The following is a 25,935-nucleotide window of genomic DNA, read 5'->3' as shown; positions in this document are numbered from 1 at the left end:
GGACAGACTCCCAGAATCGCCTCCCGCATCAAGGGGCTAAAACAACAGTGCATCCGCGAACAGGATCACCACCAGGTAACGTAGCCCCTTGCCGATACCCACCAGCACCACGAAGTAACTCAGCCGCACTCGCATGATGCCACCGATAAAGGTCAGCGCATCACCGCCGATCGGCAGCCAGGCAAACAGCAGGCTCCAGACGCCAAAGCGCTGAAACCAGCGCTGCGCCCGCTCCAGCTCCCGTGCCTTGAGGGGAAACCAGCGCCGCTCGCGATAATGCAGCATATACTGCCCCAGCCACCAGTTGAGCACCGCGCCCAGGGTATTGCCCGAGGTGGCAACCAGCCACAGCCAGGCCCAGTTGCCTGGTTGTTCGGACAGCAGAATTGCCAGATAAACCTCGGAGTAAAACGGCAGAATGGTGGCAGCAGCGAATGCGCCGCCAAACAGCAACAGATATTCAGTCATAATCCATCAGGGTCAGTCATCAAGGGATTCGGGCTCGCTCAGTCGCGCACAGTCTATCAGATAGCGAAACAGCCGCCGCTGCCCCGCCAGATAGGACAGATATTCCGGATGCCACTGCACCCCCAGAATCAACCGCCCCTGTTCGCACTCCACCGCCTGGACAAAGTTGTCCAGATCCCGCGCGGCGACCACCAGCCCCTGCCCCAGCCGATCGATGGCCTGGTGATGCAGACTGTTGATGGACCAGCGTTCACGTCCCAGCACCCGGCTCAGCACACCCCTGTGCGCACTCAGCGCCGTCTTGCGCGGCAAGGGTGTGCGGAAGTTTGAGGTCTGGCAGCGCAGACCGCGAATATCGCCATGCAGCGAGCCCCCCAGCACCACATTGATCAGCTGGGCGCCGCGACAGATACCCAGCAACGGCAAGCGAGTCTGCAGGGCGTGTTCAATCATTTCTATTTCAAAGCGATCCCGCTCAGGGTCGATCGGCGCTCGGCCGTCATCATGCCCGCCGTACAGCGTCGGATCTATGTCATCCCCGCCGCCGATAACCAGGCCCTGCAGACGGTCGTGACTGTGCTGCTGATAACGGGATGGTGTCAGGCGCAGTGCCTGCCCACCGGCCAGCCAGATCGCCAGACTGCTGGCCCACCAGGCGAAGGCAAGTCCGCCATCCGGGCCTGTAACCCCTATGAGGGGTCGGCCAGCCACAGCTCCACCTTTTCAGACCAGGGTGCTATCCAGTCCGGCAGCGCCCGCTGCCGGTGAACCAGATAATCTCGGCACAGTGCGTCCAACCGCGCGGGGGCCTGTACCAGTGCTTCCACCTGCTGCCAGTCCTGCCAGGCATCCAGCAGGCGCCACTGGGGATTGTCGATATCGGAATTGGGCAGACGGTAATGCAGCGTGGGCCTTGCATTGACCTTTTCATCCGGCACCGCAGCCTTCACCGCTGCCGGATCAAGCCAGGCCAGCAGCGGCAGCATGTCGAGCGCCCGGTTTCGCGTCGGGTTCAGGGCCAGATAATCGCGGATCAGGCCGTCCTGGTCCGGCCAGTAGTCGCTCTGCAGTACCTGCTCGCAATACTCCCGCGAAAAGGGCTGAATAAAGGGGCTCAGGCGTCGTACCAGTGCCGTCTGCTCCCGCGCACCCAGCCAGTCATGCAGGCACAGATAGGCCTTGAGATAACGCACCAGGGTGTGGCTATCCAGCGCCGGCAGTTCGGGGTTGAAGTGCACCCCGAAGGCATAACGGGCGGCACCGTGGGTGCCCAGGGCACCGGCCTCGCGCAATGATTGCACCAGGCTTTCCAGCACCTCCAGGCGGGAAAAGGGAATCGGCGGACAGACGATTTCAAAGGGCACCAGGTTGCTGGCTACGGCCGCCAGCGCCTCAGTGGCCAGGTTCTCCAGTTCGCTGCTGTGACCGTGGCTCTGTTCGCGACCGAGCTTTTTGAGATAGCGCAGGTCCAGCTCCAGACTGAAGCGGCCAAATTCGGTGCCCGCCACGCGCTGCTCACACACCGAGACCCGTTCGACCCGCCCACCGAAGGTAGCCTGAATACAGCGGGCTATATCGTCCAGCTCTATACCGGCCAGCTCGATCTCGACGCCGACGCGCCGCTCCTGGCCCTCACGGGTGAAGTTATGCGCAGGCGTCATAAGAGCACCCACGCGCTTGTGCATGACAGGACATCCTTAAACACCGCTGCGCCTCAGGCCCCGGACCAGGGTTTGGATATACGTCGGAAGAAGCCCTTGCCGCAGGTCTGGCAATCCTCGATGCGAGAGGTTTCAGTCAGTTCCTGAGTCGCGCCACAGTTCAGGCAGGCCAGAGTTCCCACTGTGGCAATTTCGCCACTGAGATAGTCATCTTCGCCGTGGGACAGGCGTTCCCGCAGCGCTTCCTGATCGATGCGGGTCCGATCCGCCAGACCCATCAGCAGCTCACCCAGACGATGCTCCAGAATATTCAGATCAAAATGCAGCCAGGCCGCGATGCCGGCACCGGTTTCATGGGCATAGTAGCCCAGGCGCTTGAGATCACGTTTGAGATAAGCCGTGAGCAGATCCATCTCGTCACGGGTCATTTCTTCGGCGGCCAGCTCCAGCTTGGCTGCTTCCTCTATGCGTTCCTGCAAATAATCCCAGGAACGGATCTCGGCGTTCTCAAGATCGGCCAGTAACCGTTTAAGAATACGGTCGTAGGCCGTGGTGGCCTTGTCGTGTTGCTGTTCCTGCTTGCGGGGATCATCAGTCATATCGTCTCCTAGACCGGGCGCATTCCACTGTTGATGGAGTAGCTTCTATTGTATGCTATGCCGCATGTCACGAACTTTCCATTGAACCAATAGCCGGCATTTCCAGATGCCGGTTTTATTGTCAGAGAATGTCGATTCCTAAATCCATGAACGAACAATACCAGCCCGGGGACATCGAGTCCCAGACCCAGGCATACTGGGATGAGCACGATAGCTTTCGCAGCGACGAAGACCTCACCAAAGAAAAATTCTACTGCCTGTCGATGTTTCCGTATCCCAGCGGTCGTCTGCATATGGGGCACGTGCGCAATTACACCATTGGTGATGTCGTCTCGCGCTACCAGCGCATGCAGGGCAAGAATGTCCTACAGCCCATGGGCTGGGACGCTTTCGGCCTGCCGGCTGAAAACGCCGCGATCAAAAATAATGTCGCACCGGGCAAGTGGACCTACGAAAACATCAGCTACATGCGCAACCAGTTGCAGCAGATGGGGTTTGGTTACGACTGGAGCCGCGAAATCGCCACCTGCCACCCGGAATACTACCGCTGGGAGCAATGGTTCTTTACCCGGCTGATGGCCAAGGGCATGGTCTACAAAAAGGAATCCGAGGTTAACTGGGATCCGGTCGACCAGACGGTACTGGCCAACGAACAGGTGATCGACGGCCGCGGCTGGCGCTCCGGCGCTCTGGTTGAGCGCAAAAAAATTCCGCAGTGGTTCCTGAAAATCACCGACTACGCCGACCAGTTGCTGGACGATCTCGACAAGCTGGAACACTGGCCGGAACAGGTGCGTACCCAGCAGCGCAACTGGATCGGACGCTCCCAGGGCGTGGAGCTGAAGTTTCAGGTCGCGGGCAATGGTGAACTGGAAGTCTTCACCACCCGCCCGGATACCCTGATGGGTGTCACCTATGTGGCCGTAGCGCCGCAGCATCCGCTGGCGCTGCAAGCCGCCGAGAAGAACCCGGCGCTGGCCGCCTTCCTGGAAGACTGCAAGCACACCAAGGTGGCCGAGGCGGATCTGGCCACCATGGAGAAAAAAGGCATGGCGCTGGGTCTGGAAGCAACCCACCCGCTGACCGGTGAAAAGGTACCGGTCTGGACCGCCAACTTCGTACTGATGGACTACGGTTCGGGTGCCGTGATGGCGGTACCGGCCCACGACCAGCGCGACTGGGAGTTTGCCCACAAGTACGGCCTGCCGCTGCGCCAGGTTATCAAGCCGCTGGATCCCGCCACCCCGATCGATATCGAGCGCGAAGCCTTCACCGACAAGGGCGTGCTGATCAATTCCGGCGACTTCTCCGAGCTCGAATTCGAGCTGGCCTTCAAGGCCATCGCCAAGGAACTCGAGCGCAAGGGCAAGGGCCGCACCACCATCAATTATCGCCTGCGCGACTGGGGTGTCTCCCGTCAGCGCTACTGGGGCACGCCCATTCCGGTGATCAACTGCCCGTCCTGCGGCCCGCTGCCGGTGCCGGAAGACCAGTTGCCGGTGGTGCTGCCGGAAGATGTCGACTTTGACGGCGTCGGCTCGCCGATCAAGAAAATGGACAGCTTCATCCAGACAACCTGCCCCGGTTGTGGCGGTGCGGCCGAGCGTGAAACCGATACCTTCGATACCTTTATGGAATCGAGCTGGTACTACGCCCGCTATGCCTGCGCCCGCAGCGACAACGCCATGCTGGATCCCGAACAGGCCAACTACTGGCTGCCGGTGGATCAGTACATAGGCGGCATCGAACACGCCATCCTGCACCTGCTGTATTCGCGCTTCTTCCACAAGCTGATGCGCGACGAAGGCCTGGTCCAATCCGATGAGCCCTTCACCCGCCTGCTGTGCCAGGGCATGGTGCTGGCCGATACCTACTACCGCGAAGACGAAAAGGGCGGCAAGATCTGGATCGCGCCCACCGATGTCGACACCGAAACCGACGACAAGGGCCGCATCATCAGCGCGCGCCTGAAGGCCGACGGTCTGCCGGTGGAACAGGCTGGCGTTTCGAAGATGTCCAAGTCCAAGAACAACGGCATAGATCCGCAGGTCATGATCAACAAGTACGGTGCCGACACCGTGCGCCTGTTCATGATGTTTGCCGCCCCGCCCGAGCAGTCTCTGGAATGGTCCGACTCCGGGGTTGAAGGCGCACACCGCTTCCTCAAGCGCTTGTGGAAACAGGTACACGACCACCTGCAGCAGGGCCAGGACGTGGCCGCGCTGGATACCGCCAGCCTCAGCAACGAGCAGCGCGACCTGCGGCGCAAGGTGCACGAGACCATCGCCAAGGTCAGCGACGATATCGAGCGTCGCCAGACGTTCAACACCGCCATTGCCGCCGTGATGGAACTGTCCAACAGCATCGGACGCTTTGTCGATGTCAGCGAACAGGGCCGTGCCATCACCCGGGAAGCCGTACTGGCGGCTACCCAGTTGCTGTCACCCATAGTGCCGCACATTACCCACCACCTCTGGCAGCAGCTCACCGGCAGCAACGACCTGCTGCACACGCCCTGGCCACAGGTGGATGAAAGCGCCCTGGTGCGTGCATCGCTGGAAATGGTAGTACAGGTCAACGGCAAGATGCGCGCCAAAATCAGTGTCGCCGCCGATGCCGATGAAGATGTGATTCTGCACACCGCCCTGGCGGACGAAAATGTGCGCAAGCACATGGCCGACAAGCAGCTGCGCAAGAAAATTGTAGTGCCGGGTAAACTGGTCAATATCGTTGTAGGCTAAGGACGGGAGAAGGCAATGACTGTGCAATTGAGGCTGATACTGCTGATCGCAACCCTGCTGTTAAGCAGCTGTGGCTTTCAGTTGCGCGGCAGCGCCGAAGTCCCGGTCGCGATGCGCGAACTGGCGCTGCAAATGCCTGCTGGGCGCAGCGCTCTGCGACTCGAACTGAGCCGCACGCTGCGCAGCAACGGCATCGAACTGGCCGCCGTCGCACCCTACACCCTGGAAATTCTCGACGAGAAACAGGGCCGCCGTGTCGCCTCACTGGATGAACGCGTCAAGGCCGACGAATACGAATTGCGCACCGAAGTGCGCTTCCAGATCACCCAGGGCGAACGCTTCCTGATAGCGCCGACCGCGGTACGCACCGAACGGGTCTATACCTACGACGCCGATGCCATTACCGCCAAGAATGCCCAGGAAGCCCTGCTGCGCCGCGAAATGCAGCAGGATATTTCGCGCCAGATCCTGCGTCTGTATATCGCCGCCGGTCAGCCATGAAGCTGAAGCCGGAACAGCTCGGCGCCCGCCTGAAACAGGCTGTGGCGCCGGTCTATCTGGTCACCGGTGACGAACCCCTGCTGGCCGAGGAAAGCTGCGACCTGCTGCGCAAGACATTCCTCGAGCAGGGCTTTACCGAACGCGAAGTCCTGCACGTCGATGGCAGCTTCAAGTGGGAATACCTGCTTGAATGTGCCAGCGCCCTGTCACTCTTTGCCGAACGCAAGATCATCGAACTGCGTCTGGGCAGCCAAAAGCTGAACAAGAACGCCAGCGAGATGCTGCAGCACTATCTGGTCAACCCTGCGCCCGACAACGTACTGCTGATCACGGCCGACAAGCTCGATGCCGGTGCCAAAAAAAGTGCCTGGCTCAAGGCCGTCGACAAGAGCGGCGTGATCGTCGAACTCTGGCCGGTGGAGCCTGCCCAGCTGCCTGAATGGATCCGCCGCCGTGCGGTACAGATGGACATGCGCCTGGACGACAGCGCGGTGGAAGTTCTGTGTCAGCGAGTGGAAGGCAACCTGCTGGCGGCGCGCCAGGAAATGAGCAAGCTACAGCTACTCTACCCCAACAAAACCCTGAGTGCGGACGACGTTATTGATGCCGTCTCGGACAGTTCGCGCTTCGATATCTTCGGCCTGACCGATGCCGCCCTGGGCGCTCAGCCCCAGCGTGTCACCCGCATTATCCAGGTACTGCGTCAGGAAGGCACCGAACCCGCCGTGGTGCTCTGGGCCCTGGCCCGGGAGATACGCACCCTGCATGCCGTACAGCGCGGTCTGCAACAGGGAACCGGCTTCGACAACCTGTGCCAGCAGCAGCGCCTGTTCGGCAAGCGCAAGCAACTGGTACGCAGCACCACCAAACGCCTGTCGCCTGCGACACTCGAAAACCTGTTGCAGCAGGCCGCCGAGGTGGATCGACTGATCAAGGGCGCCCGCGCCGGAGACCCCTGGCTCACCCTCACCTCGATTCTGCTACACCTGGCCGGTACCGCCCTGCCGCTGGATGCCACCGGCTAACCCATTGCCACCCCGCGTTATTCATTCGAATACCCCCATAGCCAATCCCCATATTCCGTGCCTTTTCCCGCGCTTTGCCCTGCCTTTGCAGCGGTGATTATCCGCTGATCAAAAAACAGCCTGTTTCCCGTCCACCCCGTGCGGCAGCACTTAACCCAGTTACCCATAAGTTACGCACAGGTCTACCCCGAAAAACTGTGGATAAACTTAAAAATCCTAATCGGAAAAGTTTCCGAATGGGCTTGACAGCGAACCTTTGACCAGCCCGTTTTTCTGCACATATACACAGCGCAAGTTGCTGAAAAACTGACTTTTTTGTCGTTCAAAAAACGCACGCATCAGGCAATACGCCGGCTCTGCGCTGTTGTGGATGGGTACTCATACCTTATGCACAATCTTATACACAGTATTCGGGGATAAGATTACAGACCGGCGCCCGCTCAGAGTTTTCCAGTACAGTAATCTTGTCCACACACAGGCCCGATCAACAGCCAGGGTGTATAACTAATTAGGATCCAGACGTTCATTAGCTTGGGAGTACTCCATGCCCGCCGCCGCCCGAATTACCCACATAGCCCTGCACGTTACCGACATGGCTGCCTGCGTTGCCTTCTACCGTCAGTTCTGTGGCATGCAGCTGATCCACGAACGCCACAGCCATACGCAGACCATCAGCTGGATGGCCGAACCCGGGCGTGAGCGTGACTTTATTTTCGTACTGATGAATGGTGGTCAGGATCTGCGGCTACCGGACAACGACTACCGTCATTTCGGCTTCGCGCTGAAGAGCCGTGACGCCGTCGACGACATTGCGCAGCAGGCGGCCGATGCCGGCTGTCTGGTCTGGGCACCAAGGGACGAACCCTTCCCGGTGGGCTACTACTGTGGTCTGCGCGATCCTAACGGCAACTATGTTGAGTTCAGCTACGGCCAGCCACTGGGACCCGGGGCAGAAGACTTTGACAGGCTGCAGGAGGGCAGCCCCAACTGAATCTCTTGCTGCCCTTGCCGGGGCCCAACAAAGGAGTACGTTACGCAGGTGCAAAACCTGTACAGTTAACAGGTTATCAGGCGATTTATGCCGACATCTTTCAAAGGAAGAGGCCTATGTGGTTAAGAACCAGCTGTGATCTGACCTTCGACATTACGGTGCCAACACCCTTTGTACTGATGCTGCGTCCCCGCAGCGGTGCCCAGCAATGGATTGCCAGCGAACAATACAAACTGGTCCCCAGTGTGCCTGTGTTCGAATTCACCGATAACTACGGCAATCTGTGCCAGCGCCTGATTGCCCCACCCGGCGCCTTTGGCATTCATACCGCAGCCGAGGTCATGACGTCGGACCATATAGACCGCGCCCCCCGCGCCCGCTTCGTCGAAATACAGAACCTGCCCGAGTCCGCACTCAACTACCTGCTGCCCAGTCGCTATTGTGAATCAGACCGTTTTAGCCAGATGGCCAACAGTATCACCGCAGGCTACGCACTGGGCTACGATCAGGTGGCCGCGATCGAAGCCTGGTTGCGCGACACTATTGCCTATGAGCCCGGCAGCAGCGATATCCAGATTTCGGCGACCGAGGTTAACACGCGGGGATATGGCGTATGCCGTGATCTGGCACACCTGGGCATTGCGCTCTGTCGCAGCCTGAGCATCCCTGCGCGCATGGTGGTAGGCTACTTGCATAATCTGGAGCCCATGGATCTGCACGCCTGGTTCGAGGCTTATGTCGCCGATCGCTGGTATACCTTTGATGCCACCCAGGCCCAGCTGCACGGCGGCTACGTTGCCATCGGCTATGGCCGGGATGCCGCCGATGTCGCCGTCTACAACCAGTTTGGTCCGGCACTCTATCCCCGGCAACAGCAGGTGCAGGTGCAGCAGATTGATGAACAGGGATATGCCCACGGAGGCTGATCCTGCTCAACAGCTGAACGCCAGCAACAGAAGTTGCCTGATTAACCTCGCTCAGCACCCACTTCGGGATTACATTATGCAGCGCTACAAGATCGTGCATCACACCTACTACAACTTCTCCGACGAGGTCTCGCTGGGCGAACACACACTGCTGCTGCGACCGCGCGAAGACCATGAACTGCGCATCCAGGCGTTTTCCCTCGACATCAGCCCGGCGGCCACGCTGCTGTGGCACCGCGACGTGGAAGACAATTCCGTCGCCCTGGCCAGTTTCAGCCAGCCCTGCCGCCAGCTGGTCGTCAAAAGCGAAGTTATTATTCAGCAATACAACGAAGCCCCTCTGGATTTCCTGGTGTCGGACTACGCACTGAGCTACCCGTTCAGCTACCAGCCCAATGACGAACCTATGCTGGCGCCCTACCATACGCTACCCGATGTACACACCAGCGCCCTGCTGCGCGCCTGGATCGGCAACTTCTGGCAAGCAGGAGAGAATATCCAGACCTACAGCCTGCTGCAGCGCATCGCCGAGCATATTTACCAGACTCTGAGTTATCGCGTGCGCGAAGAACCCGGCGTACAGAGCGCCCGCCAGACGCTGGAATACGGCACCGGTTCCTGCCGCGACTTCGCCGTGCTCTTTATGGAAGCCGCCCGCTACCTTGGACTGGCGGCCCGCTTTGTCAGCGGTTACCTGCACGCAATACTGTCTGCGGACAGCAACGGCGCCACCCATGCCTGGGCCGAAGTCTATTTGCCCGGCGCCGGCTGGAAGGGGTTTGACCCCACCATCGGCAAGATCGCCGGCACCGACCATATCGCCGTCGCCGTCGCCCGCCTGCCCCATGCGATCCCCCCCATCGCAGGCTCCTACCGCGGCAGCGCCACCGCCACCCTGGATGTCGGTGTCTGGGTAACCAAAGTTTAGGGTCGGCGGGTGATCTGGCGTTCAAAAAAGCCCGCAAGTCCCCTAACAGGCTGTTGGAAAGCATTAGCGAGGCAGCTAGCGCAATAAATGAGGGAGCTTATGGCTTTACTCACCAGGGCATTAACCGAAAGGAAGCAGAAGCTCATGACCAACGACCTTATCAATTAAGTCATAAGGGACTTTGTACTGTTTTCCCTTGTACTTGACGAGCGCATATTCAAAGCACATTTTTATAATGGTGCATTCAATAATATTAGCGCCATCGGTTATACGAACGATATTGTAGGTATGCAGTTTAAGGGCCATTATAAATCCTGTTTTTTAGTATGACCTTTCACATTCCATCCAAACTGAACGAAGCAGCTTAGTGGCCCCGGCAAGCCATTCCAATGGCTGCGGCAGAGGTCTTTGCGGCCCGACCGCCAGACTCGGTGAAAAGCCCCCACTTTAGGCGCTAACTTAGAAGCGATCGACGCGATAGGGTTGCGGATCAATTGGCGGCGCCTCCCCCGACATCATGCTGACCACCAGCTCTGCGCTGATTGCCGCCTGGGTCAGGCCCAGGTGCTGGTTGCCGAAGGCGAACCACAACCGCTCGTGCAGCGGGTGCCGGTCGATCACCGGCAGCGAATCCGGCAGCGTGGGGCGGTGTCCCATCCATTCCCGTGTCTTGAGCGCCGGATCCGCCAGTGCCGGCAGCAGCGCCTGACTGTGATGACGCAACACCCGGAAACGGCGTGCGAAGGGCTTGAGTTTGAGGCCGCCGAGCTCGGTAAAGCCGACTGCGCGCAGACCGGAGTCCAGCGGACTCATGACGAAACGCCGCTCCGCCGACCCGATCGGCCTGTTGAGCCCCGTACCCACACCCTCGATGCTCAGGTGGTAGCCGCGCTCGGCTTCCAGCGGTACCTCAATACCGACGCCCTGCAGCAGCGGTTTACTCCAGGCACCGGCGCAGACCAGCACCTGGTCGAAGTGCAGCACCCCCGTGCCGGTCTGCAGGCCAACACCGTCATTGTCGGGCACCAGCTTCTCGACTGCCTGCTGCACGAACTCTCCGCCCCGTGCCTGCAGAGCCTTGAACAGCTCCAGACACAGGCTGTAGGGGTCACGTACCTGGCAGGCATCGGGAAAATAGAGTGCATGGCTGACAGTGCCGGCCAGCGCCGGCTCCAGCTCGGCCAATCGGGCACCTCGCACCAGTTCCGTGCGGATATTCCACTGCCGTAGCTCCTCGGCATGACGGCGGGCAACATCAAGCCGGTTAGACGATTCCCACACCAGCAGATAGCCGGATCGGCACAGCTGTGCGCTGGCACCGATATCCTTGAGGCAGCGTTGCCAGGCCGGAACTGCCGCTCGATTGAGTGCGACCAGTCCATCCCGCGAGCGGGCGACTTGCGCCGGGCAGGCCGCCATGCCGAAGCGCAGCAGCCAGGGCAGGATACGATGCAGATAGCGCAGCGGCAGCGCCAGCGGCCCGCGGGGGCTGAACCACAGGTGCAGCGCTGAACGCAGTGTCTTCCCGGTGGACAACGGGTTGATCAGCTCGGTGGCGATATATCCAGCATTGCCGAAGGACGCGCCCTTGCCGGGTGCCTCCCGATCAATCAGGGTGACCCGGTACCCCTTGCGCTGAGCTTGCAGGGCACAACAAAGTCCCACAACCCCGGCGCCGATGATGGCGACGGTCGCAGGTTCGGAGCCGGTACACGATGCAGAATCAGGGACCTGCATCAGATGACTCCTGCGGCGTTGCTGGCTAGCTCAGTGGTCGCCGGTTCGCCGTTTTGCGGATCGGCATCATCGGACTCGGCGCGTCGGGAGAACCAGCCGGTCTGGGCATAGATAATCCCGATGGCCGGCGACAGCCAGCAGGCAAAGGCCAGCGGCGCATACAGCATATTGCTGAAATCGCCGGACACTACCGTCAGTCCCAGCGCGCCTATGACAAAGGCACCGCCGGCATTCCAGGGAATCAGTGGCGACACCAGGGTACCGCCCTCCTCAATCGCACGGGACAGGTTGAGGCGGCTGTAACCGAGTTTGTCGTACTCGGGCCCGTACATGCGCCCCGGCAGTGCGATCGACAGATAGACATCGCCGGACACGGCGTTGGTCGCCACCGACGTCAGGATGGCATTGGTCTGCAGGCCGCGAAAGCCCCGAGTCCGACGCATGATGGCACTGACCACCGATTCCAGACAGCGGGTCCGCTCCAGGGCACCACCGAAGGCCAGCGCGAACATCATCAGGGTCACCACCCAGGTCATGGATGTGACACCACCGCGGTTGAGCAGACTGTCCAGCGCCTCGGAGCCGGCGTTGATCTTGAAGCCGCTGTGGGCGAAGGTGAATATTTCGTTAAGGCCGTAGCCATAGTTGATGACGGCCACCAGCGCGCCAAGCGCGAAGCCGGTAAAGAGCGCCGGAATCGGCGACACCTTGAACAACGCCAGCATCATGACAGCCACCAGAGGCAGCAGCGGCAAAACGCCGAGGTCAAAATGACTGGCCAGCCCGTCCTTGTACAAACTGATTTGCTCGAGCTGGGATGCATCCACGCTGGACTGTCCGCCGACCAGGAAGTAGATGACGAAAGCAATGACCATGGCCGGAATCGTGGTGGGCATCATGTTGCGGATATGATCGAAAACATTGGTTTCGGTGACGGCTGCAGCCAGATTGGTGGTATCGGACAGCGGTGAAATCTTGTCACCGAAAAAGGATCCGGACACTACAGCGCCCGCCGTCCAGTACAGCGGAATACCAAAAGCCGTGCCAATACCGACCAGCGCGAGGCCGATAGTGCCGACTGTGGTCCAGCTCGAGCCGATCGACAGCGAGACCACAGAACACAGCAGCATCGAAGCCGCCAGGAACCAGGACGGATCGATCAGTTCGAGGCCATAGTAGATCAGCAGCGGTACCGTGCCGCTGGCGATCCAGGTGCTGACCAGCATGCCGACAATGATCAGGGTCGCAATCGACGGCATCGCGACATGCAGCACATGGAAGGCGCCGGATTCGATGTCCTTCCAGCGCCAGCCCTGGGACCATCCCACCAGCCCGGTGATGGCAAATCCGACGGCCAGGGCTATATGGGGTGTGAAATCGTCGTAGTAAAAGATCTGCAGACCCAGCAGGCCAATGGTCAGCACTATGGGTATCAGTGCGACCCAGAGGTTGGGCATTTCGATTTGCGGGGCTTGTTGTTTCATGTCCGGAACTCCTCACGATGAGTGATCTCGCTTCTCACCGTTATGCCATTGTTGTTTTAATAAACCCTGCTCTTGCACATACTGTGCTCGCAGATAACCTCCAGAAACGGAGGGAATCCTGAAGCCGCAGGAGCGAACTTCAGGAATAAAAAAGGGCCCTTCATACAGGAAGGACCCAAGAGGCATTCAGCTCTGAGTGCGGTACGCCAGAATGGCCGCTGCAAGGTCTTCACGCGAATCCCCGACGGACTTGAACAGGGTAATGACAGTGTCGGGATCCGCCAGCGCGTTACGCCCGGCGTGCCGGCCCCGACACAGGTCGGCAAGTTCGCCCCGGATGCAATCGGGCGTAATCACGCCTTCGCGGATCGGAATGATCAGATCGCCGGTTTCACTGAGCGCACCGGCCCGGATATCGACGAAAATCTGGCAGCGCTGCATGGCGCTGTTGTCGGTTTCGCGCATCGTCGGCGTGAAGCTGCCAACCAGATCGAGGTGGGCGCCGGGCTTGAGCCAGTCACCCAGCACCAAGGGTTCGGTGGCAAGGGTGGCGCAACTGATGATATCGGCCTCGCCGGCGGCCTGCTGCAGCCCGTCGGCGCGACAAACATGGGCATCGATATCGGCGCTGCGCAATTCGGCCACCAGCGCCTCGGACGCCGCCTCATTTCGATCCCAGACGCGGACCCGGCTGATCGGCCGCACGCTCATGTGGGCCGGGATCAGCCGACGTCCCATGCGGCCGGCACCGACCATCAGCAGCTCGCGGCTGTCTTCGCGGGACAGAAAACGGGATGCCAGCGCGGACGCCGCCGCCGTGCGGCGGGCCGTCAGCTCGTTACCCTCGAGTTGCGCCAGCGCATGGCCTGTCTTGCCGCAGCTGAGCAGGTAATGGCTGCTCAGGCCCGGCATATGGCGAGCACTGTTGCCGGGAAAGACCTTGACCTGCTTGACCCCCAGATATTCCCCCGGGATCCAGGCCGGCATCAACAGCAAGGTCGCTTCCACCTCACCGGGAACCTCGACACCATGGTGATGACGCACCGGAGAACAGACGTCGTCGCGGGAAAAGATATCGCGAAGCGACTCGATCATGAGGTTCCAGGGCAGCGCATCACGGACCTGCTCGGCGTTCAGTTGCATATCGGCTTCTCCCGTTGGTAATCTGTCTTACCATGGTAACGAAACCGACATCCTTGCCATTGACCCAGACTCTGGCATTCCATACCCAGACTACGAAACTCCCCCCATCCAGCGCGGATTCGTCGATGAAGAACAGCCAGGCGCGACGCAATCTGATCGCGCGACAAAGTGGCGAGCACAACCATGACCATGCCCAGGTTCTGATAGGCTGGCGCGGCCGCATGGACTGCCGCTTCGACGACACCGCCGGGCGCCTGGCCAGCGGCCGCGCCGCGCTGGTGCCGGCCGGTGCCGGTCACCTGTACGCGGGCCTGAGCGACGATAGCGAACTGCTGGTGATCGACGTTTCGTTCGTCGATCCCTATATAAGATCGCTGGAATCCGCCTGCGACCTGCAGTTCAGCGACACCCTGTTCCAGCGACCTGAGATCATTACGCTGGATGCGGTGACACTGCCGCTACTGGATTTTGCCGCCACCCAGCTGCAACAGGCTCAGCAACCGGGCAAAGCCCTGGTCAGTTGCCAGCTGGTATCGCTGTTCATGACACAGCTCTGTCAGCTCTATTCATCCGACAGTGCCCGGCTAGCCCGGGCACGCCTGGATATCGCTGAACTGAACCGTTTTATCGACCGCCGCCTCGCCGAGCCGCCGAGCAATGCGGAGCTGGCGAGCGCCATGAACCTCAGCGAAAGTCATTTTTACGCCCTGTGCCAGCGTCAGCTCGGCGTTACGCCACAGCACTACCTGATGCACCGCCGCCTGCAACAGGCGCAGTACCTGCTACTCAACAGCCGCATGCCGCTCGCAGCCCTGGCGCTGGAAGTCGGCTTTGCTGATGCATCCAGCTTTTCCCGGGCTTTCAAGCACCACTTCAGTGAAACACCGGGCGCCGCCCGGCGTTCCATGCAGAACCTGCGCTAGGCCGCGCAAGACACCTTTTCTGCGCGATCAGGTCTCCAACGCAATAAAGTGCACCCAGCAAAAAGGAGCCCGCAGGCTCCTTTTCAACATTCAGCTATCTAGATTCAACCCACAGGGGTCGTCTGGATTTAACCGACTTTCTCACCCTTGGCCTGCAGATCGGCATGGTAGGACGAACGCACCAGCGGGCCAGAGGCAACATGGGAGAAGCCCATTTCCTTGGCCTGACGGGCAAATTCGTCGAACTCATCCGGTGTTACGAAACGGTCGACCGGCAGATGACTGCGGCTTGGCTGCAGATACTGACCAATGGTGATCATGTCGACATTGTGTGCCCGCAGGTCACGCATCACCTCGACGATCTCTGCATTGGTTTCGCCCACACCCACCATCAGGCCGGACTTGGTGCGAATACCGGGCTGACGCTGCTTGAAGCCTTCGAGCAGATCCAGCGACCATGCGTAGTCGGCACCCGGGCGCACCTGCTTGTACAGACGCGGCACGGTTTCCATGTTGTGGTTGAAAACGTCCGGCGGCGTGGCACTGAGAATTTCCAGCGCAACATCCATGCGGCCGCGGAAATCCGGCACCAGGGTTTCGATCTCGATAGACGGCTGACGCTCGCGGGTTTCGCGTACGCAGTCGGCGATATGCTGGGCACCACCGTCACGCAGGTCGTCGCGGTCAACCGAGGTGATAACCACATAGCGCAGACCCAGGTCCGCAATGGCGGTGGCCAGCTCGCGGGGCTCGTCGGCGTTCAGCGCATTGGGGCGACCGTGGGCCACGTCGCAGAACGGGCAGCGACGGGTGCAGATATCACCCATGATCATGAAGGTGGCGGTGCCATTGGTGAAGCACTCGCCGATATTCGGGCAGCTGGCCTCTTCACAGACGGACGACAGCTTGTGTTCGCGCAACTTGGACTTGATGCGCTGCACCTCGGCCGAGTTTCCCATGCGAACCCGCAACCAGGCCGGCTTGCGTGGCATTTCATCTTTTTCGGTGGGAATGACTTTCACCGGGATGCGGGCAACCTTTTCGGCGCCGCGAAGCTTGACACCCTGCTCGACGCGCGCGCCAGCGGTTTTGCTATCAGAACTTGCCATACAATCGCTAATCCAATCTGGTTCTGCGGGATACCGAAGTATACCCGATTTTGTTGATCAAAATATCACCCATACGGCTGACAGCCCCGGCACTGTCCAGCCCCGGCACCAGACTAGCCAGCTGGGTCATGGTCATGCCAGCATAACCGCAGGGATTGATGCGCAGGAAGGGCTCCATGTCCATGTCCAGGTTCAGGGCCAGGCCATGGAAGGAACAGCCACGGCGCACCCGCAGGCCCAGCGAGCAGATCTTGGCATCACCCACATAGACACCGGGCGCATCGGGCTTGGGGTAGGCCTGGACGCCGTATTCGCCCAGCAGCGTCACCACGCTCTGCTCCATCAGGTCCACCAGATCACGCACGCCCAGGCTTTTGCGACGCAGGTTCAGCAGCAGGTAGACCACCAGCTGACCGGGGCCATGGTAGGTCACCTGGCCGCCACGGTCGGCCTGTACCACCGGAATGTCACCGGCATTGAGCACATGCTCGGCCTTGCCGGCCTGTCCCTGGGTAAACACTGGGTCATGCTCCAGCAGCCAGATTTCATCCGGCGTCTGGTCATCACGGCTGTTAGTGAGATCCTGCATCCGCTGCCAGGTGATGTCATAGGGCACTTGCCCCAGGCTGCGCAGAATCAACGTATCGGCAACGGCCATCACATGACCATTTTAACGCGACCGGACGACTTCAGATCCTGGTGCATCTGTTCCAGCTGTTCGGCACCGGTGGCGGTAATGCAAAAGCGCACTGACTGAAAGGTGCCCTTGTTGCTGTCCTGCACCGTGACGCTGGCGACATCGAGATCAGGCGCGTACTTAAGCACTGTTTCGATGACGTAGTCCCGAAAATCGGTGCTGTTCACCCCAATAACCTTGATCGGGTAATTGGGGCAGGGAAATTCAATCTTGGGGGGTTGCTGTTCGCTCATCACTCACTCCCCCGTCATCAGCTGCTGCTGGTAACGGGCCAACAATTCAAACATTCGAGCCCAGACGGGCCCCTTGTTACCGCTGCCAATGGGGCTATGATCCACCCTTGTCACCGGCACTACACCGCGAGTCGAACTGGAGATCCAGACTTCATCGGCGCTCATCAGGCTATCGTAATCGATATCCACTTCCTGATACTGCATGCCATTGGCATCGGCCAGGCCCAGTACCAGCTCCCGGGTAATTCCGCCCAGAATATCGGAGCTGCGCTTGGGCGTATAAATCACGCCCTGACGCACCACAAAGAGATTGCAGGAGGTGCCTTCGGTCAGTACACCATCGCGCAGCAGCAGTGCTTCATCCGCCCGGTGATCACGCGCCTGCTGCAACACCAGAATATTGGGCAGCAAGCCTGTGGACTTGATATCACAGCGATGCCAGCGCAGATCCGCCGTGACAATGGCACTGATACCCACCACATCCTCAGCCGGCACCGCGGCGAAATTGCGCACCGGCGCACAGCAGGCAAAGACAGTGGGCCTGAGGCTGGCATCATAGCTGTGGCTGCGGCTGCCGCAATCACCACGGGTCACCTGCAGATACACCGACATGTTGCCACCACCGTTACGCTGCACCAACTCATCCATCAGCCCGGCCCAGTCGGTGTCGGCCTGAATGCGCACCGCCCGCAAGCTGTGCTCCAGCCGGGCTATATGCTCCTGCAGCCTGAAACCGATGCCGCGAAAATAGGGCACCACCTCATAAACACTGTCACCGAACAGAAAGCCTCGATCGAAAGGCGACACTGTCGCCTTTTCAGAGGCCATGAACTGACCCTTGAGATATACGATATTCATCGGCATCCGCCTCCTCAATCCGCCTTCAAAGCAAAGGCGGCGGGGTCAGTGGGTACTTGTTTAGCCAATCAGGCTGAGGAAGAACAGCAGGATGCTGTGCCAGATACGCTTGAGCAGGCCACCCTCGGCGACATCTTCCAGCGCAACCAGCGGTACTTCGCGCACGACTTCACCGTTGAGCATTACCCGCACGCGGCCATATTCCTGCCCCTGCACGACCGGAGCCTTAATCACGCGATCCACATCCAGCGCAGCTTCCAGCTGGTCGGTCTGGCCCCGCGGTACGGTAACCGCCAGGGAATCTGCCAGGCCCAGGCGTACTTCACCGCCCTGACCACCCCAGACAGTGGCGCTATTCAGCGGTGTGCCGCCATCGTACAGCTTGTGAGTGCGGTAGTAGCGGAACGCATAGGCCAGCAACTTCTGGGTTTCCTGCGCGCGCGACTCTTCACTGGTGGTGCCGAGCACCACGCTGACCAGACGCATGTCATCGCGCTTGGCCGACGCCACCAGACAATAGCCGGCTTCTTCGGTGTGGCCGGTTTTCAGGCCGTCAACCGAGTCGTCACGCCACAGCAGGCGGTTGCGGTTGGGCTGGCGAATTTCGTTGTAGGTAAAGTACTTCTCGGAATAGATCGGGTAGTTTTCCGGAAACTGGCGAATAATCGCCCGCGCCAGTATAGCCAGATCGCGCGCCGTGGACATATGCTGATCCGCAGGCAGCCCGGTGGCATTGCGGAAATAGGTGTTCTTCATGCCCAGCAGGCCTGCATGCTGGTTCATCAGGTCGGCAAAGGCCGACTCGCTGCCGGCGATGTGCTCCGCCACGGCAACCGAGGCATCGTTGCCCGACTGAATAATGATGCCCTGCAGCAGGTCAATCAGCTTCACCTGGGTACCTTCACGCACGAACATGCGCGAACCTTCGGTACGCCAGGCCTTTTCGCTGATCAGCACCATATCATCCTTGGAGATGTTGCCCTTGGCCAGCTCGTACTCGACGATATAGGCGGTCATCATCTTGGTCAGGCTGGCGGGGGCAAACTGCTCGTCTTCCTTGTCGGAGAGCAGAATCTCGCCGGTTTCGGCATCCATCACCAGATAGGAGGTAGCCGCAATCTGGGGCGACGCCGGAATCAGCTCGGCCGGCGACAGTGTCGGGGTCGCATTGAGCGTCGGGGTTGCGTTCAGGGTAGGCGTTTCAGCCTGTACGGGGCCAGCGACAAGAAGTGAACAGAGGAAAAAGCCGCATAGTCGGGTGTATATCGGTCGTTGAGCCATGATTCTCGTTATCAGTCTGCGGAAAATTGGGTGCAGGGTAGACGTCTTGGAAGACTAAAAGTTCTACTCTACTCAGGCGATAGGGGTAAGTCCACCGGACGGGCGGCGGTGTAACCGGCATCGGCCAGCTGGCGCATCAGGCGCGCTTCGGTTTCGCTGTCAGGCACGGGCCCCAGCTGCACCCGGTACAGGGTGCGGCCTTCCTGGGTCACGGGTGACACCCGCAGGTTCAAACCCGCAGACAACTGCCCAATATTCTGCTCGATGCGCTCGATGGCCGCACGGTCCGAGAAGGCTCCCACCTGCAGATAGCGCCCGGGTCCTGGAGCCACTTTTTTCCCGGCTGTCAGGGCGGGGGCCGCAGCGAGCATCGCGCGCGGATCCAGCACTTCGAGCGAGACACGGGCCGTGCCCTCGCCCATCATGTCCAACCGCGACGCCGCCGCGTAGGACAGGTCAATCACCCGTCCTGCATGGAAGGGACCGCGGTCATTCACCCGCACCACGACCTGGCGGCCGTTATCAACATTGGTCACCCGCACATAGCTCGGCAGCGGCAGCGACTTGTGCGCTGCCGTCATACTGAACATGTCGTAGACTTCGCCGTTGGAGGTTTCGTAACCGTGGAACTTGCGACCGTACCAGGAGGCGGTGCCCTGCTCCTTGTAGCCCCGCGCTTCCTCGATGATATGGTAACGCTGCCCCAACACCTCGTAAGGACTGCGATTCCCCCTCAGGCTTTTGGGCTCCAGCCGCGGCACTGCATCGGGCACCTTGGACACATCCACCATTTCCAGCGGCGCCTTGTCGTGCTTCATGGCATAGCGACCGGCATTGGCTTCGGGTACGGGGGTCCCGCCGGTACTGTCTTCGGTCTGTTTTACCGTAGACGAACAACCGGCCAGCAGCGCTAGCACTACTACCAGAGACAGGCGTACTTGTGTGAAACTCACCCCTGCTTGCTCCCCCGGTAGGCCGCACCGATCATCTGGCTGAGCTCATGCACCGCCATGCCATAGAGCCGGCTGTGGTTGTAACGGGTGATGACGTAGAAGTTATGCAGACCAAAGCGATATTCGTCACCTTCGGCCATCTCCAGCTGCATCAGGGTCGCCTTCTGTGTCTGATCCAGGTCCTTGCGGGTGCTGATGCCGCGCTCGGCCCACTGCGCCAGGGTAAGGTCCGGCTTGAGATCGGCATTGAACCAGCTGCTGTCTGCGGTGCCATTGATCACCACATTGCTGGTCACAGGCTCACCCTTTTTCCAGCCGTGGCGGGCGAAGTAGTTGGCAACGCTGCCGATGGCATCCACCGGATTGCTCCAGATATCACGCTTGTTGTCGCCATCGAAGTCCACCGCATAGGCGCGAAAGCTCGACGGGATAAACTGACCGTAACCCATGGCGCCGGCGTAGGAGCCCTTGAGTGACAGCGGATCAACCTTTTCTTCCTGCACCAGCTGCACGTATTCCTTCAGTTCGCCGCGGAAGAAGGCGCCGCGCTTGGGATAGTCAAACCCCAGCGTCGCCAGCGCATCGATCACGCGGTAACTGCCGGTAATACGGCCGTAGCGGGTTTCAACGCCGATAATGGCGACGATCACCTCAGCCGGCACACCGAACTGCTGCTCGGCCCGGGCCAGGGTATCGGCGTGCTCGCGCCAGAACTGAAGGCCCTGGTCGATACGTTTCTGTTCAATAAAGATCTTGCGGTACTCGCCCCAGGTGAGGCGCTTTTCCGCCGGGCGCGACATGGCCTTGAGAATAGACTCCTGGCGCTGCGCCTGATCGAGCAGGCTGACCAGGTAGGCGCGATCCACTCCTTCGGCCACCATCTCGTCGATCAGCCCCAGCGCCTCGGGATGCTGCGAATAGCCCTTGCCGGCAGCGGCCGCCGTCACCGGTGTCGGGGCTGCGTCCTTGCTGACATGACCAACCGCTGTTGAAGCACAGCCGGTTTGCAATACCAGCGCCAGTGTAACCAAAGCGGGAACCAAAACTTTTTGCATACTAAATCCCTGTTTAACGACGCAGCATCTGCCGATGGGTATGAACCGACATCATAATGCCGAACCCTGCCATCAGCGTCACAATAGAGGTACCGCCATAACTGATCAAGGGCAGCGGCACACCAACCACCGGCAAGAGTCCGCTGACCATGCCGATGTTTACAAATACATACACAAAGAACGTCAGAATAATGCTGCCCGCCACCAGACGGCCAAAGCTGTCCGGCGCCCGGCTGGCGATGATCAGGCCGCGGCCGATCACCAGCAGATACAGGAACAGCAGAATCAGCACACCGATCAGCCCCATTTCCTCGGCAATGACCGCGATAATGAAGTCGGTGTGGGACTCGGGCAGAAAGTCCAGCTGCGACTGGGTGCCGGCCATATAGCCCTTGCCCCAAACCCCGCCCGAACCTATGGCGGTCTTGGACTGGATAATATTCCAGCCACTGCCCAGCGGATCGCTCTCGGGGTCAAGGAAAGTGAGTACCCGCTGACGCTGATAGTCTTTCATCACCATCCAGAGCCCCGGCAACGCAGCCCCGGCCGCCAGCATGGCGGCCAGCACGTAGCGCCAGAGAATGCCCGACAGCAGCAGCACGAAAATGCCGGAGGACGCAATCAGCAGCGAGGTACCCAGGTCCGGCTGTTTCATGATCATGACCGACGGAATGCCCAGCAGCACCAGCGAGACAATAATGTGCAATGGCCGCGGTGGCAACGGCCGGCTCGAAAGATACCAGGCAATCATCAGCGGCAGCACCAGCTTGGTGATTTCCGATGGCTGAAAACGGAATCCCGGCAGTGCCAGCCAGCGCTGCGCACCCTTGGCACCCACCCCGACCAGCAACACCGCCAGCAGCAACAGCACGCTGGCGGCAAAGATCCAGGGCGCCCAGCGCGCCAGATGCCTCGGATTAACCTGAGCCAGCACAACCAGCACCAGCAGACCCGCCCCCATGCGAATCGCCTGCCGGCTGACGTAACCGATGTCCTGCCCGGAGGCGCTATAGAGCACGAAAAGCCCGAAGCCGCACAGCATGAGCAGAAACAGCAGCATCCAGGCATCCAGATGGGTATGGGACCACCAGCCTGGGCGCTTCGCCAGATGCTGGCCGGACTCCGGCATGGTGCGCTGAAAATCACGCAGACTCATGCTAGCTCTCCCAGACCTGCAACAGAGGCCGATTCGATCATCATCGTGATATTTCCACTTCCTGCAGCACTTCTTCCTCCATGGGATCTTCACTGGGATCTATACCCAGCAGCCAGGCATCCATGACCTGACGGGCTATGGGCGCAGCCGTACTGGAGCCGCCACCACCGTTTTCCACCACCACGGCCACGGCGATCTGGGGATCATCCGCCGGCGCAAAGGCGAGGAAGAGCGCATGGTCATGGTTTCGCTCCGACAGTTTGGAGGCATCGTAGCGTTCATCCTTCTTGATACCCACCACCTGGGCAGTACCGGTCTTGCCAGCGATGATATAACCCGCATCCTTGCCGGCCTTGCGCGCGGTACCGCGCTCGCCGTGCATAACATCCACCATGCCCTTGATCACCTGCTGCCAGTAGGCATCGGACTTCAAGGTCACGTCTTCAGGCACGGGTTGAGCGTCATCCAGCGTCGGCATCTTGATGCTGATATCACCTTTTTCACCCTGGGTACGCACGCCCTGCAACAGCTTGGGCTGCACCCACTTGCCGCGATTGGCCAGCACCGTGGCGGCCGTCGCCAGCTGCAGCGGCGTGGCGACAAAAAAGCCCTGACCGATGCTCAGGTTGACCGAATCGCCGGGATACCAGGGGCGATTGCGGGCATTGCGTTTCCATTCCTTGGAGGGCAGCACCGCCGGCACCGCTTCGGGCAGATCGAGACTGGTGACAGCGCCAAAGCCAAAGCGACCCAGGTAATCCGACATCTTGTCGATCCCCATGCGGTAGCCGACATCGTAGAACCAGACGTCACAGGACTGGGCCAGCGCCAGATTCAGGTCCACCCGGCCATGGCCGCCGCGCTTCCAGTCGCGGTAGCGACGCCCGCCCTGACTGAGGGTAAAGAAGCCCGGATCCCACACCGTATGACTCGGTGATACGGTGCCTGAATCAAGCGCCGCCAGGGCAATCAGCGGCTTAATGGTCGACGCCGGCGGGTAACCGCCGCGCAGCGCACGGTTGAACAGCGGCAGGTCGGGCGAGTCCCGCAGCGCGCTGTAGTCTGCGGTCGAAATACCGGTGACAAACAGGTTGGGGTCATAGCCCGGTTCGCTCACCAGCGCCAGAATTCCACCCGTTTTGGGATCTATCGCCACCACAGAAGCACGACGGCCATTGATTAGCCGTTCGGTAATCTGTTGCAGACGCAGATCAAGGCTCAGCACCAGATCATCCCCCGGCACCGGATCGACGCGTTCCAGCACGCGCAACACCCGGCCACGGGCATTGGTTTCGACCTTCTGGAAACCCACCTCTCCGTGCAGCTGCGGTTCGTAGAATTTCTCGATACCCAGCTTGCCGATATAGTGCGTGGCGGCGTAGTTATTGGCCTCCACCCGCTGCAACTCGGCCTCGTTGATGCGCCCGACATAGCCCAGTGCATGTACCACAGCCTCACCGTAGGGGTAGTAACGGATCAGATCCGCCTCGACCTGCACACCTGGCAAGCGGTGATAATTGACGGCAATGCGGGCGATTTCCGGTTCGGTAAGCCGAAAGCGTACCGGTACCGTCTCGAACGGACGACGGCGCTGGCGGTAGCGCTTGTCAAAGCGCTCCAGCTCGGACTCGGTAATGGGAATCAGCTCCTTGAGGACTTCCAGCGTGCCCTCAAGGTCCCGCACTTCTTCCTTGAGCACCGTCACGCTGTAACTGGGGCGATTTTCGGCCAGCAAAACGCCATTGCGGTCATAGATCAGACCACGGGTCGGCGCCACCGGCTGCAGATGCACCCGGTTGTCCTCCGACATGGCGGCATAACGGTCGTACTGCACCACCTGGAGAAAGTAGAGCCGGCCTATCAGCACCGCCACCAGCACCACCACCAGCATAAAGGCCAGCATTGCCCGGGCACCAAAGGTGCGGCTTTCCTGGCTGTAATCCTTGAAGCGTTCGAAGGCCATGAAATCGCTATTTGTGGTAGGGGTGACCCTGCAAAATGGTACAGGCGCGGTAGAGCTGCTCTGCCAGCAGCACACGCACCAGCGGATGGGGCAGCGTCAGGGCCGACAGCGACCAGCGCTGCTCAGCCGCTGCACTGCAGCGGGCATCCAGACCGTCCGGACCGCCGATCAGCAAGGATACGTTTCGCCCCCCCATGCGCCAGCCTTCCATGTTCGATGCCAGCTGCTCGGTCGACCAGTTGCGGCCTTCCACCTCCAGCGCCACCACCAGATCTCCTCTGGGGATAGCCGCCAGCATCTGATCACCTTCCTGACGCTTGGCCCGGGCGAGATCCGCGCCCTTGCCCCTATGACCCAGTGGCAACTCCACCAGCTCCAGCGTCAGATCCGCCGGCAGACGCTTGGCGTACTCATCGTAGCCCTGGGTGACCCAGCCGGGCATCTTGCCGCCAATGGCAATCAGACGTACTTTCATCGCCGTTACTCTGCTGCCTTAGCCGCGTCAAAGCTCCACAGCCGCTCCAGATCATAGAAGCTGCGGGCATCCGGCATCATGACATGGACAACGATATCGCCCAGATCCACCAGCACCCAGTCACCGCCGGTCTGGCCTTCGGTGCCAAGCGGTATCACGCCCGCTGCTTTCGCCGTGTCTATCACGCCCTGGGAAATGGAGTTCACATGGCGATGGGAGGTTCCGCTGGCGACCAGCATGAAGTCGGTCACGCTGGATTTGCCCTGCACATCAAGTAACACGACATCTTTGGCTTTCATATCTTCCAGCGCGGTTTGCGCCAGGGTGACCAGTTGATCAATCCGCATCTTGGGTTAACTATCCTCTTCAATCACGTAAAGTTTGTGTTGTTGCATATAGTGCCAGACGGGGTCTGGACACAGGTAACGGGGTGACAGCCCCTTCGCCACCAACTGGCGAATCTGGGTGGCCGAGATACTCAGCGGCGTCAGTTCGTGCATCAGCACGTGGCCGCAGGGTAACCCCAGCACAGTACCCAGCGAACGGGTTTCGTGGGCACGGAGGAAACGGCGCATCCGTTCATCCGGCTCGTATACATAACCGGGCCGGCACACCACTATGATGTGGCAGTAATCCGGCAGCTGTTCCCAGCCATGCCAGCTGGCCAGCCCAAGGTAGGCATCCATTCCCAGCACCATGCACAGCGGCCGGGCGGGTCCGATCTCGGCCCGCAGCGACTGCAGCGTGAGCAGACTGTAGGACGGTTGGTCCGACAGCACCTCACGCGCATCCACCCGCAGGGCAGGCTCGTGTTCCACCGCCAGGCCTACCATGGCCAGACGCTGTTCCGACGAGCAGCCAGGCTGCTCGCGGTGCACCGGGACCTTCGAGGGGATCAGGCAGACCTGTTCGACTCCCATCCACTGCTGGATCTCCAGCGCGGTGCGCAGGTGGCCATTGTGCACGGGATCGAAGGTGCCGCCCATGAAAACCAGGGCATCCGCAGGGCCGGTAGCGGTCATGTCCGT

The 25,935-nt window shown here is 60.3% G+C and carries 26 protein-coding genes; 7 read left to right on the top strand and 19 right to left on the bottom strand.

Annotated elements, in window-relative coordinates; translation table 11 throughout:
- Window positions 1-36: 36 nt before the first annotated feature.
- From A8C75_RS02710 to A8C75_RS02695, 4 genes are read right to left on the bottom strand one after another with little or no spacing between them, the layout of a single operon-like run.
- The gene (locus A8C75_RS02710; RefSeq protein ID WP_067377752.1) at window positions 37-468 is read right to left on the bottom strand and encodes a YqaA family protein; all 432 of its coding nucleotides are present in this window, start codon (window positions 466-468) and stop codon (window positions 37-39) included.
- 12 nt (window positions 469-480) lie between these two features.
- On the bottom strand, window positions 481-1,179 hold the full coding sequence (locus tag A8C75_RS02705; protein WP_067377749.1) for a gamma-glutamyl-gamma-aminobutyrate hydrolase family protein: 699 nt from the start codon (window positions 1,177-1,179) through the stop codon (window positions 481-483).
- Window positions 1,158-2,153 (bottom strand): amidoligase family protein, encoded by a 996-nt coding sequence (locus A8C75_RS02700; protein WP_227819821.1) that lies wholly within the window; start codon window positions 2,151-2,153, stop codon window positions 1,158-1,160. Before A8C75_RS02700 ends, A8C75_RS02705 begins: the two co-directional genes overlap by 22 nt.
- Before the next feature lie 29 nt (window positions 2,154-2,182).
- Window positions 2,183-2,728 (bottom strand): zinc ribbon-containing protein, encoded by a 546-nt coding sequence (locus A8C75_RS02695; protein WP_067377746.1) that lies wholly within the window; start codon window positions 2,726-2,728, stop codon window positions 2,183-2,185.
- A gap of 146 nt (window positions 2,729-2,874) precedes the next feature.
- On the opposite strand from A8C75_RS02695, the gene leuS reads away from it, so the two are divergent.
- From leuS to A8C75_RS02665, 6 genes are all read left to right on the top strand, one after another.
- Window positions 2,875-5,469, top strand: a complete 2,595-nt coding sequence (gene leuS / locus A8C75_RS02690; protein WP_067377743.1) for a leucine--tRNA ligase — start codon at window positions 2,875-2,877, stop codon at window positions 5,467-5,469.
- A gap of 15 nt (window positions 5,470-5,484) precedes the next feature.
- Complete coding sequence (locus A8C75_RS02685) at window positions 5,485-5,970, top strand: LPS-assembly lipoprotein LptE (RefSeq protein WP_067377740.1); 486 nt, start codon at window positions 5,485-5,487, stop codon at window positions 5,968-5,970.
- Complete coding sequence (gene holA, locus A8C75_RS02680) at window positions 5,967-6,995, top strand: DNA polymerase III subunit delta (protein ID WP_067377737.1); 1,029 nt, start codon at window positions 5,967-5,969, stop codon at window positions 6,993-6,995. Before A8C75_RS02685 ends, holA begins: the two co-directional genes overlap by 4 nt.
- A gap of 544 nt (window positions 6,996-7,539) precedes the next feature.
- The gene (locus tag A8C75_RS02675; RefSeq protein WP_067377735.1) at window positions 7,540-7,986 is read left to right on the top strand and encodes a VOC family protein; all 447 of its coding nucleotides are present in this window, start codon (window positions 7,540-7,542) and stop codon (window positions 7,984-7,986) included.
- Window positions 7,987-8,102: 116 nt separating this feature from the next.
- Window positions 8,103-8,912, top strand: coding sequence for a transglutaminase-like domain-containing protein (locus tag A8C75_RS02670; protein ID WP_067377732.1), 810 nt, complete (start codon window positions 8,103-8,105; stop codon window positions 8,910-8,912).
- Between the two features lie 76 nt (window positions 8,913-8,988).
- On the top strand, window positions 8,989-9,840 hold the full coding sequence (locus A8C75_RS02665; protein WP_067386926.1) for a transglutaminase family protein: 852 nt from the start codon (window positions 8,989-8,991) through the stop codon (window positions 9,838-9,840).
- Between the two features lie 459 nt (window positions 9,841-10,299).
- Here the strand turns inward: A8C75_RS02665 and A8C75_RS02655 are convergent, their stop codons facing one another.
- From A8C75_RS02655 to lhpI, 3 genes are all read right to left on the bottom strand, one after another.
- Window positions 10,300-11,577 carry an NAD(P)/FAD-dependent oxidoreductase gene (locus tag A8C75_RS02655; RefSeq protein WP_067377727.1) on the bottom strand — a complete coding sequence of 426 codons (1,278 nt, stop codon included), beginning with the start codon at window positions 11,575-11,577 and terminating at the stop codon, window positions 10,300-10,302.
- Window positions 11,577-13,061 (bottom strand): Na+/H+ antiporter NhaC, encoded by a 1,485-nt coding sequence (gene nhaC / locus A8C75_RS02650; protein WP_067377725.1) that lies wholly within the window; start codon window positions 13,059-13,061, stop codon window positions 11,577-11,579. The genes A8C75_RS02655 and nhaC overlap by 1 nt, the downstream gene beginning before the upstream one ends.
- Before the next feature lie 186 nt (window positions 13,062-13,247).
- Window positions 13,248-14,204 carry a bifunctional Delta(1)-pyrroline-2-carboxylate/Delta(1)-piperideine-2-carboxylate reductase gene (gene lhpI, locus A8C75_RS02645; RefSeq protein WP_067377722.1) on the bottom strand — a complete coding sequence of 319 codons (957 nt, stop codon included), beginning with the start codon at window positions 14,202-14,204 and terminating at the stop codon, window positions 13,248-13,250.
- Between the two features lie 125 nt (window positions 14,205-14,329).
- Here lhpI and A8C75_RS02640 point away from each other — a divergent pair, with 125 nt between their 5' ends.
- Entirely contained in the window at window positions 14,330-15,127 is a 798-nt protein-coding gene (locus A8C75_RS02640; protein WP_067377719.1) for an AraC family transcriptional regulator, read from the top strand.
- Between the two features lie 128 nt (window positions 15,128-15,255).
- Here the strand turns inward: A8C75_RS02640 and lipA are convergent, their stop codons facing one another.
- From lipA to nadD, 12 genes are all read right to left on the bottom strand, one after another.
- Window positions 15,256-16,236 carry a lipoyl synthase gene (gene lipA / locus A8C75_RS02635; protein ID WP_067377716.1) on the bottom strand — a complete coding sequence of 327 codons (981 nt, stop codon included), beginning with the start codon at window positions 16,234-16,236 and terminating at the stop codon, window positions 15,256-15,258.
- A gap of 7 nt (window positions 16,237-16,243) precedes the next feature.
- Window positions 16,244-16,894, bottom strand: a complete 651-nt coding sequence (lipB, locus tag A8C75_RS02630) for a lipoyl(octanoyl) transferase LipB (RefSeq protein ID WP_067386924.1) — start codon at window positions 16,892-16,894, stop codon at window positions 16,244-16,246.
- Window positions 16,894-17,166: a YbeD family protein gene (locus A8C75_RS02625; protein WP_067377713.1), complete on the bottom strand. Its 273-nt coding sequence runs from the start codon at window positions 17,164-17,166 to the stop codon at window positions 16,894-16,896. The genes lipB and A8C75_RS02625 overlap by 1 nt, the downstream gene beginning before the upstream one ends.
- 3 nt (window positions 17,167-17,169) lie before the next feature.
- On the bottom strand, window positions 17,170-18,024 hold the full coding sequence (locus A8C75_RS02620; RefSeq protein WP_067377710.1) for an aminotransferase class IV: 855 nt from the start codon (window positions 18,022-18,024) through the stop codon (window positions 17,170-17,172).
- Between the two features lie 60 nt (window positions 18,025-18,084).
- Entirely contained in the window at window positions 18,085-19,305 is a 1,221-nt protein-coding gene (locus A8C75_RS02615) for a D-alanyl-D-alanine carboxypeptidase family protein (protein WP_084783681.1), read from the bottom strand.
- A gap of 68 nt (window positions 19,306-19,373) precedes the next feature.
- Entirely contained in the window at window positions 19,374-20,258 is an 885-nt protein-coding gene (locus A8C75_RS02610) for a septal ring lytic transglycosylase RlpA family protein (RefSeq protein ID WP_067377707.1), read from the bottom strand.
- Window positions 20,255-21,313 carry a lytic murein transglycosylase B gene (gene mltB, locus A8C75_RS02605; protein WP_067377703.1) on the bottom strand — a complete coding sequence of 353 codons (1,059 nt, stop codon included), beginning with the start codon at window positions 21,311-21,313 and terminating at the stop codon, window positions 20,255-20,257. The genes A8C75_RS02610 and mltB overlap by 4 nt, the downstream gene beginning before the upstream one ends.
- A gap of 13 nt (window positions 21,314-21,326) precedes the next feature.
- Window positions 21,327-22,469 (bottom strand): rod shape-determining protein RodA, encoded by a 1,143-nt coding sequence (rodA, locus tag A8C75_RS02600; protein ID WP_067377699.1) that lies wholly within the window; start codon window positions 22,467-22,469, stop codon window positions 21,327-21,329.
- Window positions 22,470-22,509: 40 nt separating this feature from the next.
- Window positions 22,510-24,432, bottom strand: coding sequence for a penicillin-binding protein 2 (gene mrdA, locus A8C75_RS02595; protein WP_067377696.1), 1,923 nt, complete (start codon window positions 24,430-24,432; stop codon window positions 22,510-22,512).
- Window positions 24,433-24,439: 7 nt separating this feature from the next.
- The gene (gene rlmH, locus A8C75_RS02590) at window positions 24,440-24,907 is read right to left on the bottom strand and encodes a 23S rRNA (pseudouridine(1915)-N(3))-methyltransferase RlmH (protein WP_067377693.1); all 468 of its coding nucleotides are present in this window, start codon (window positions 24,905-24,907) and stop codon (window positions 24,440-24,442) included.
- Between the two features lie 5 nt (window positions 24,908-24,912).
- Window positions 24,913-25,254 carry a ribosome silencing factor gene (gene rsfS, locus A8C75_RS02585; RefSeq protein ID WP_067377690.1) on the bottom strand — a complete coding sequence of 114 codons (342 nt, stop codon included), beginning with the start codon at window positions 25,252-25,254 and terminating at the stop codon, window positions 24,913-24,915.
- Between the two features lie 6 nt (window positions 25,255-25,260).
- Window positions 25,261-25,929 (bottom strand): nicotinate-nucleotide adenylyltransferase, encoded by a 669-nt coding sequence (nadD, locus tag A8C75_RS02580; protein WP_067377687.1) that lies wholly within the window; start codon window positions 25,927-25,929, stop codon window positions 25,261-25,263.
- Between the last annotated feature and the right edge of the window lie 6 nt (window positions 25,930-25,935).

It is taken from the genome of Marinobacterium aestuarii (assembly GCF_001651805.1).
Lineage (GTDB): Bacteria > Pseudomonadota > Gammaproteobacteria > Pseudomonadales > Balneatricaceae > Marinobacterium_A > Marinobacterium_A aestuarii.
Note: the sequence above shows the minus strand (reverse complement) of the source record. Positions and strands in the feature narration are given on the sequence as shown.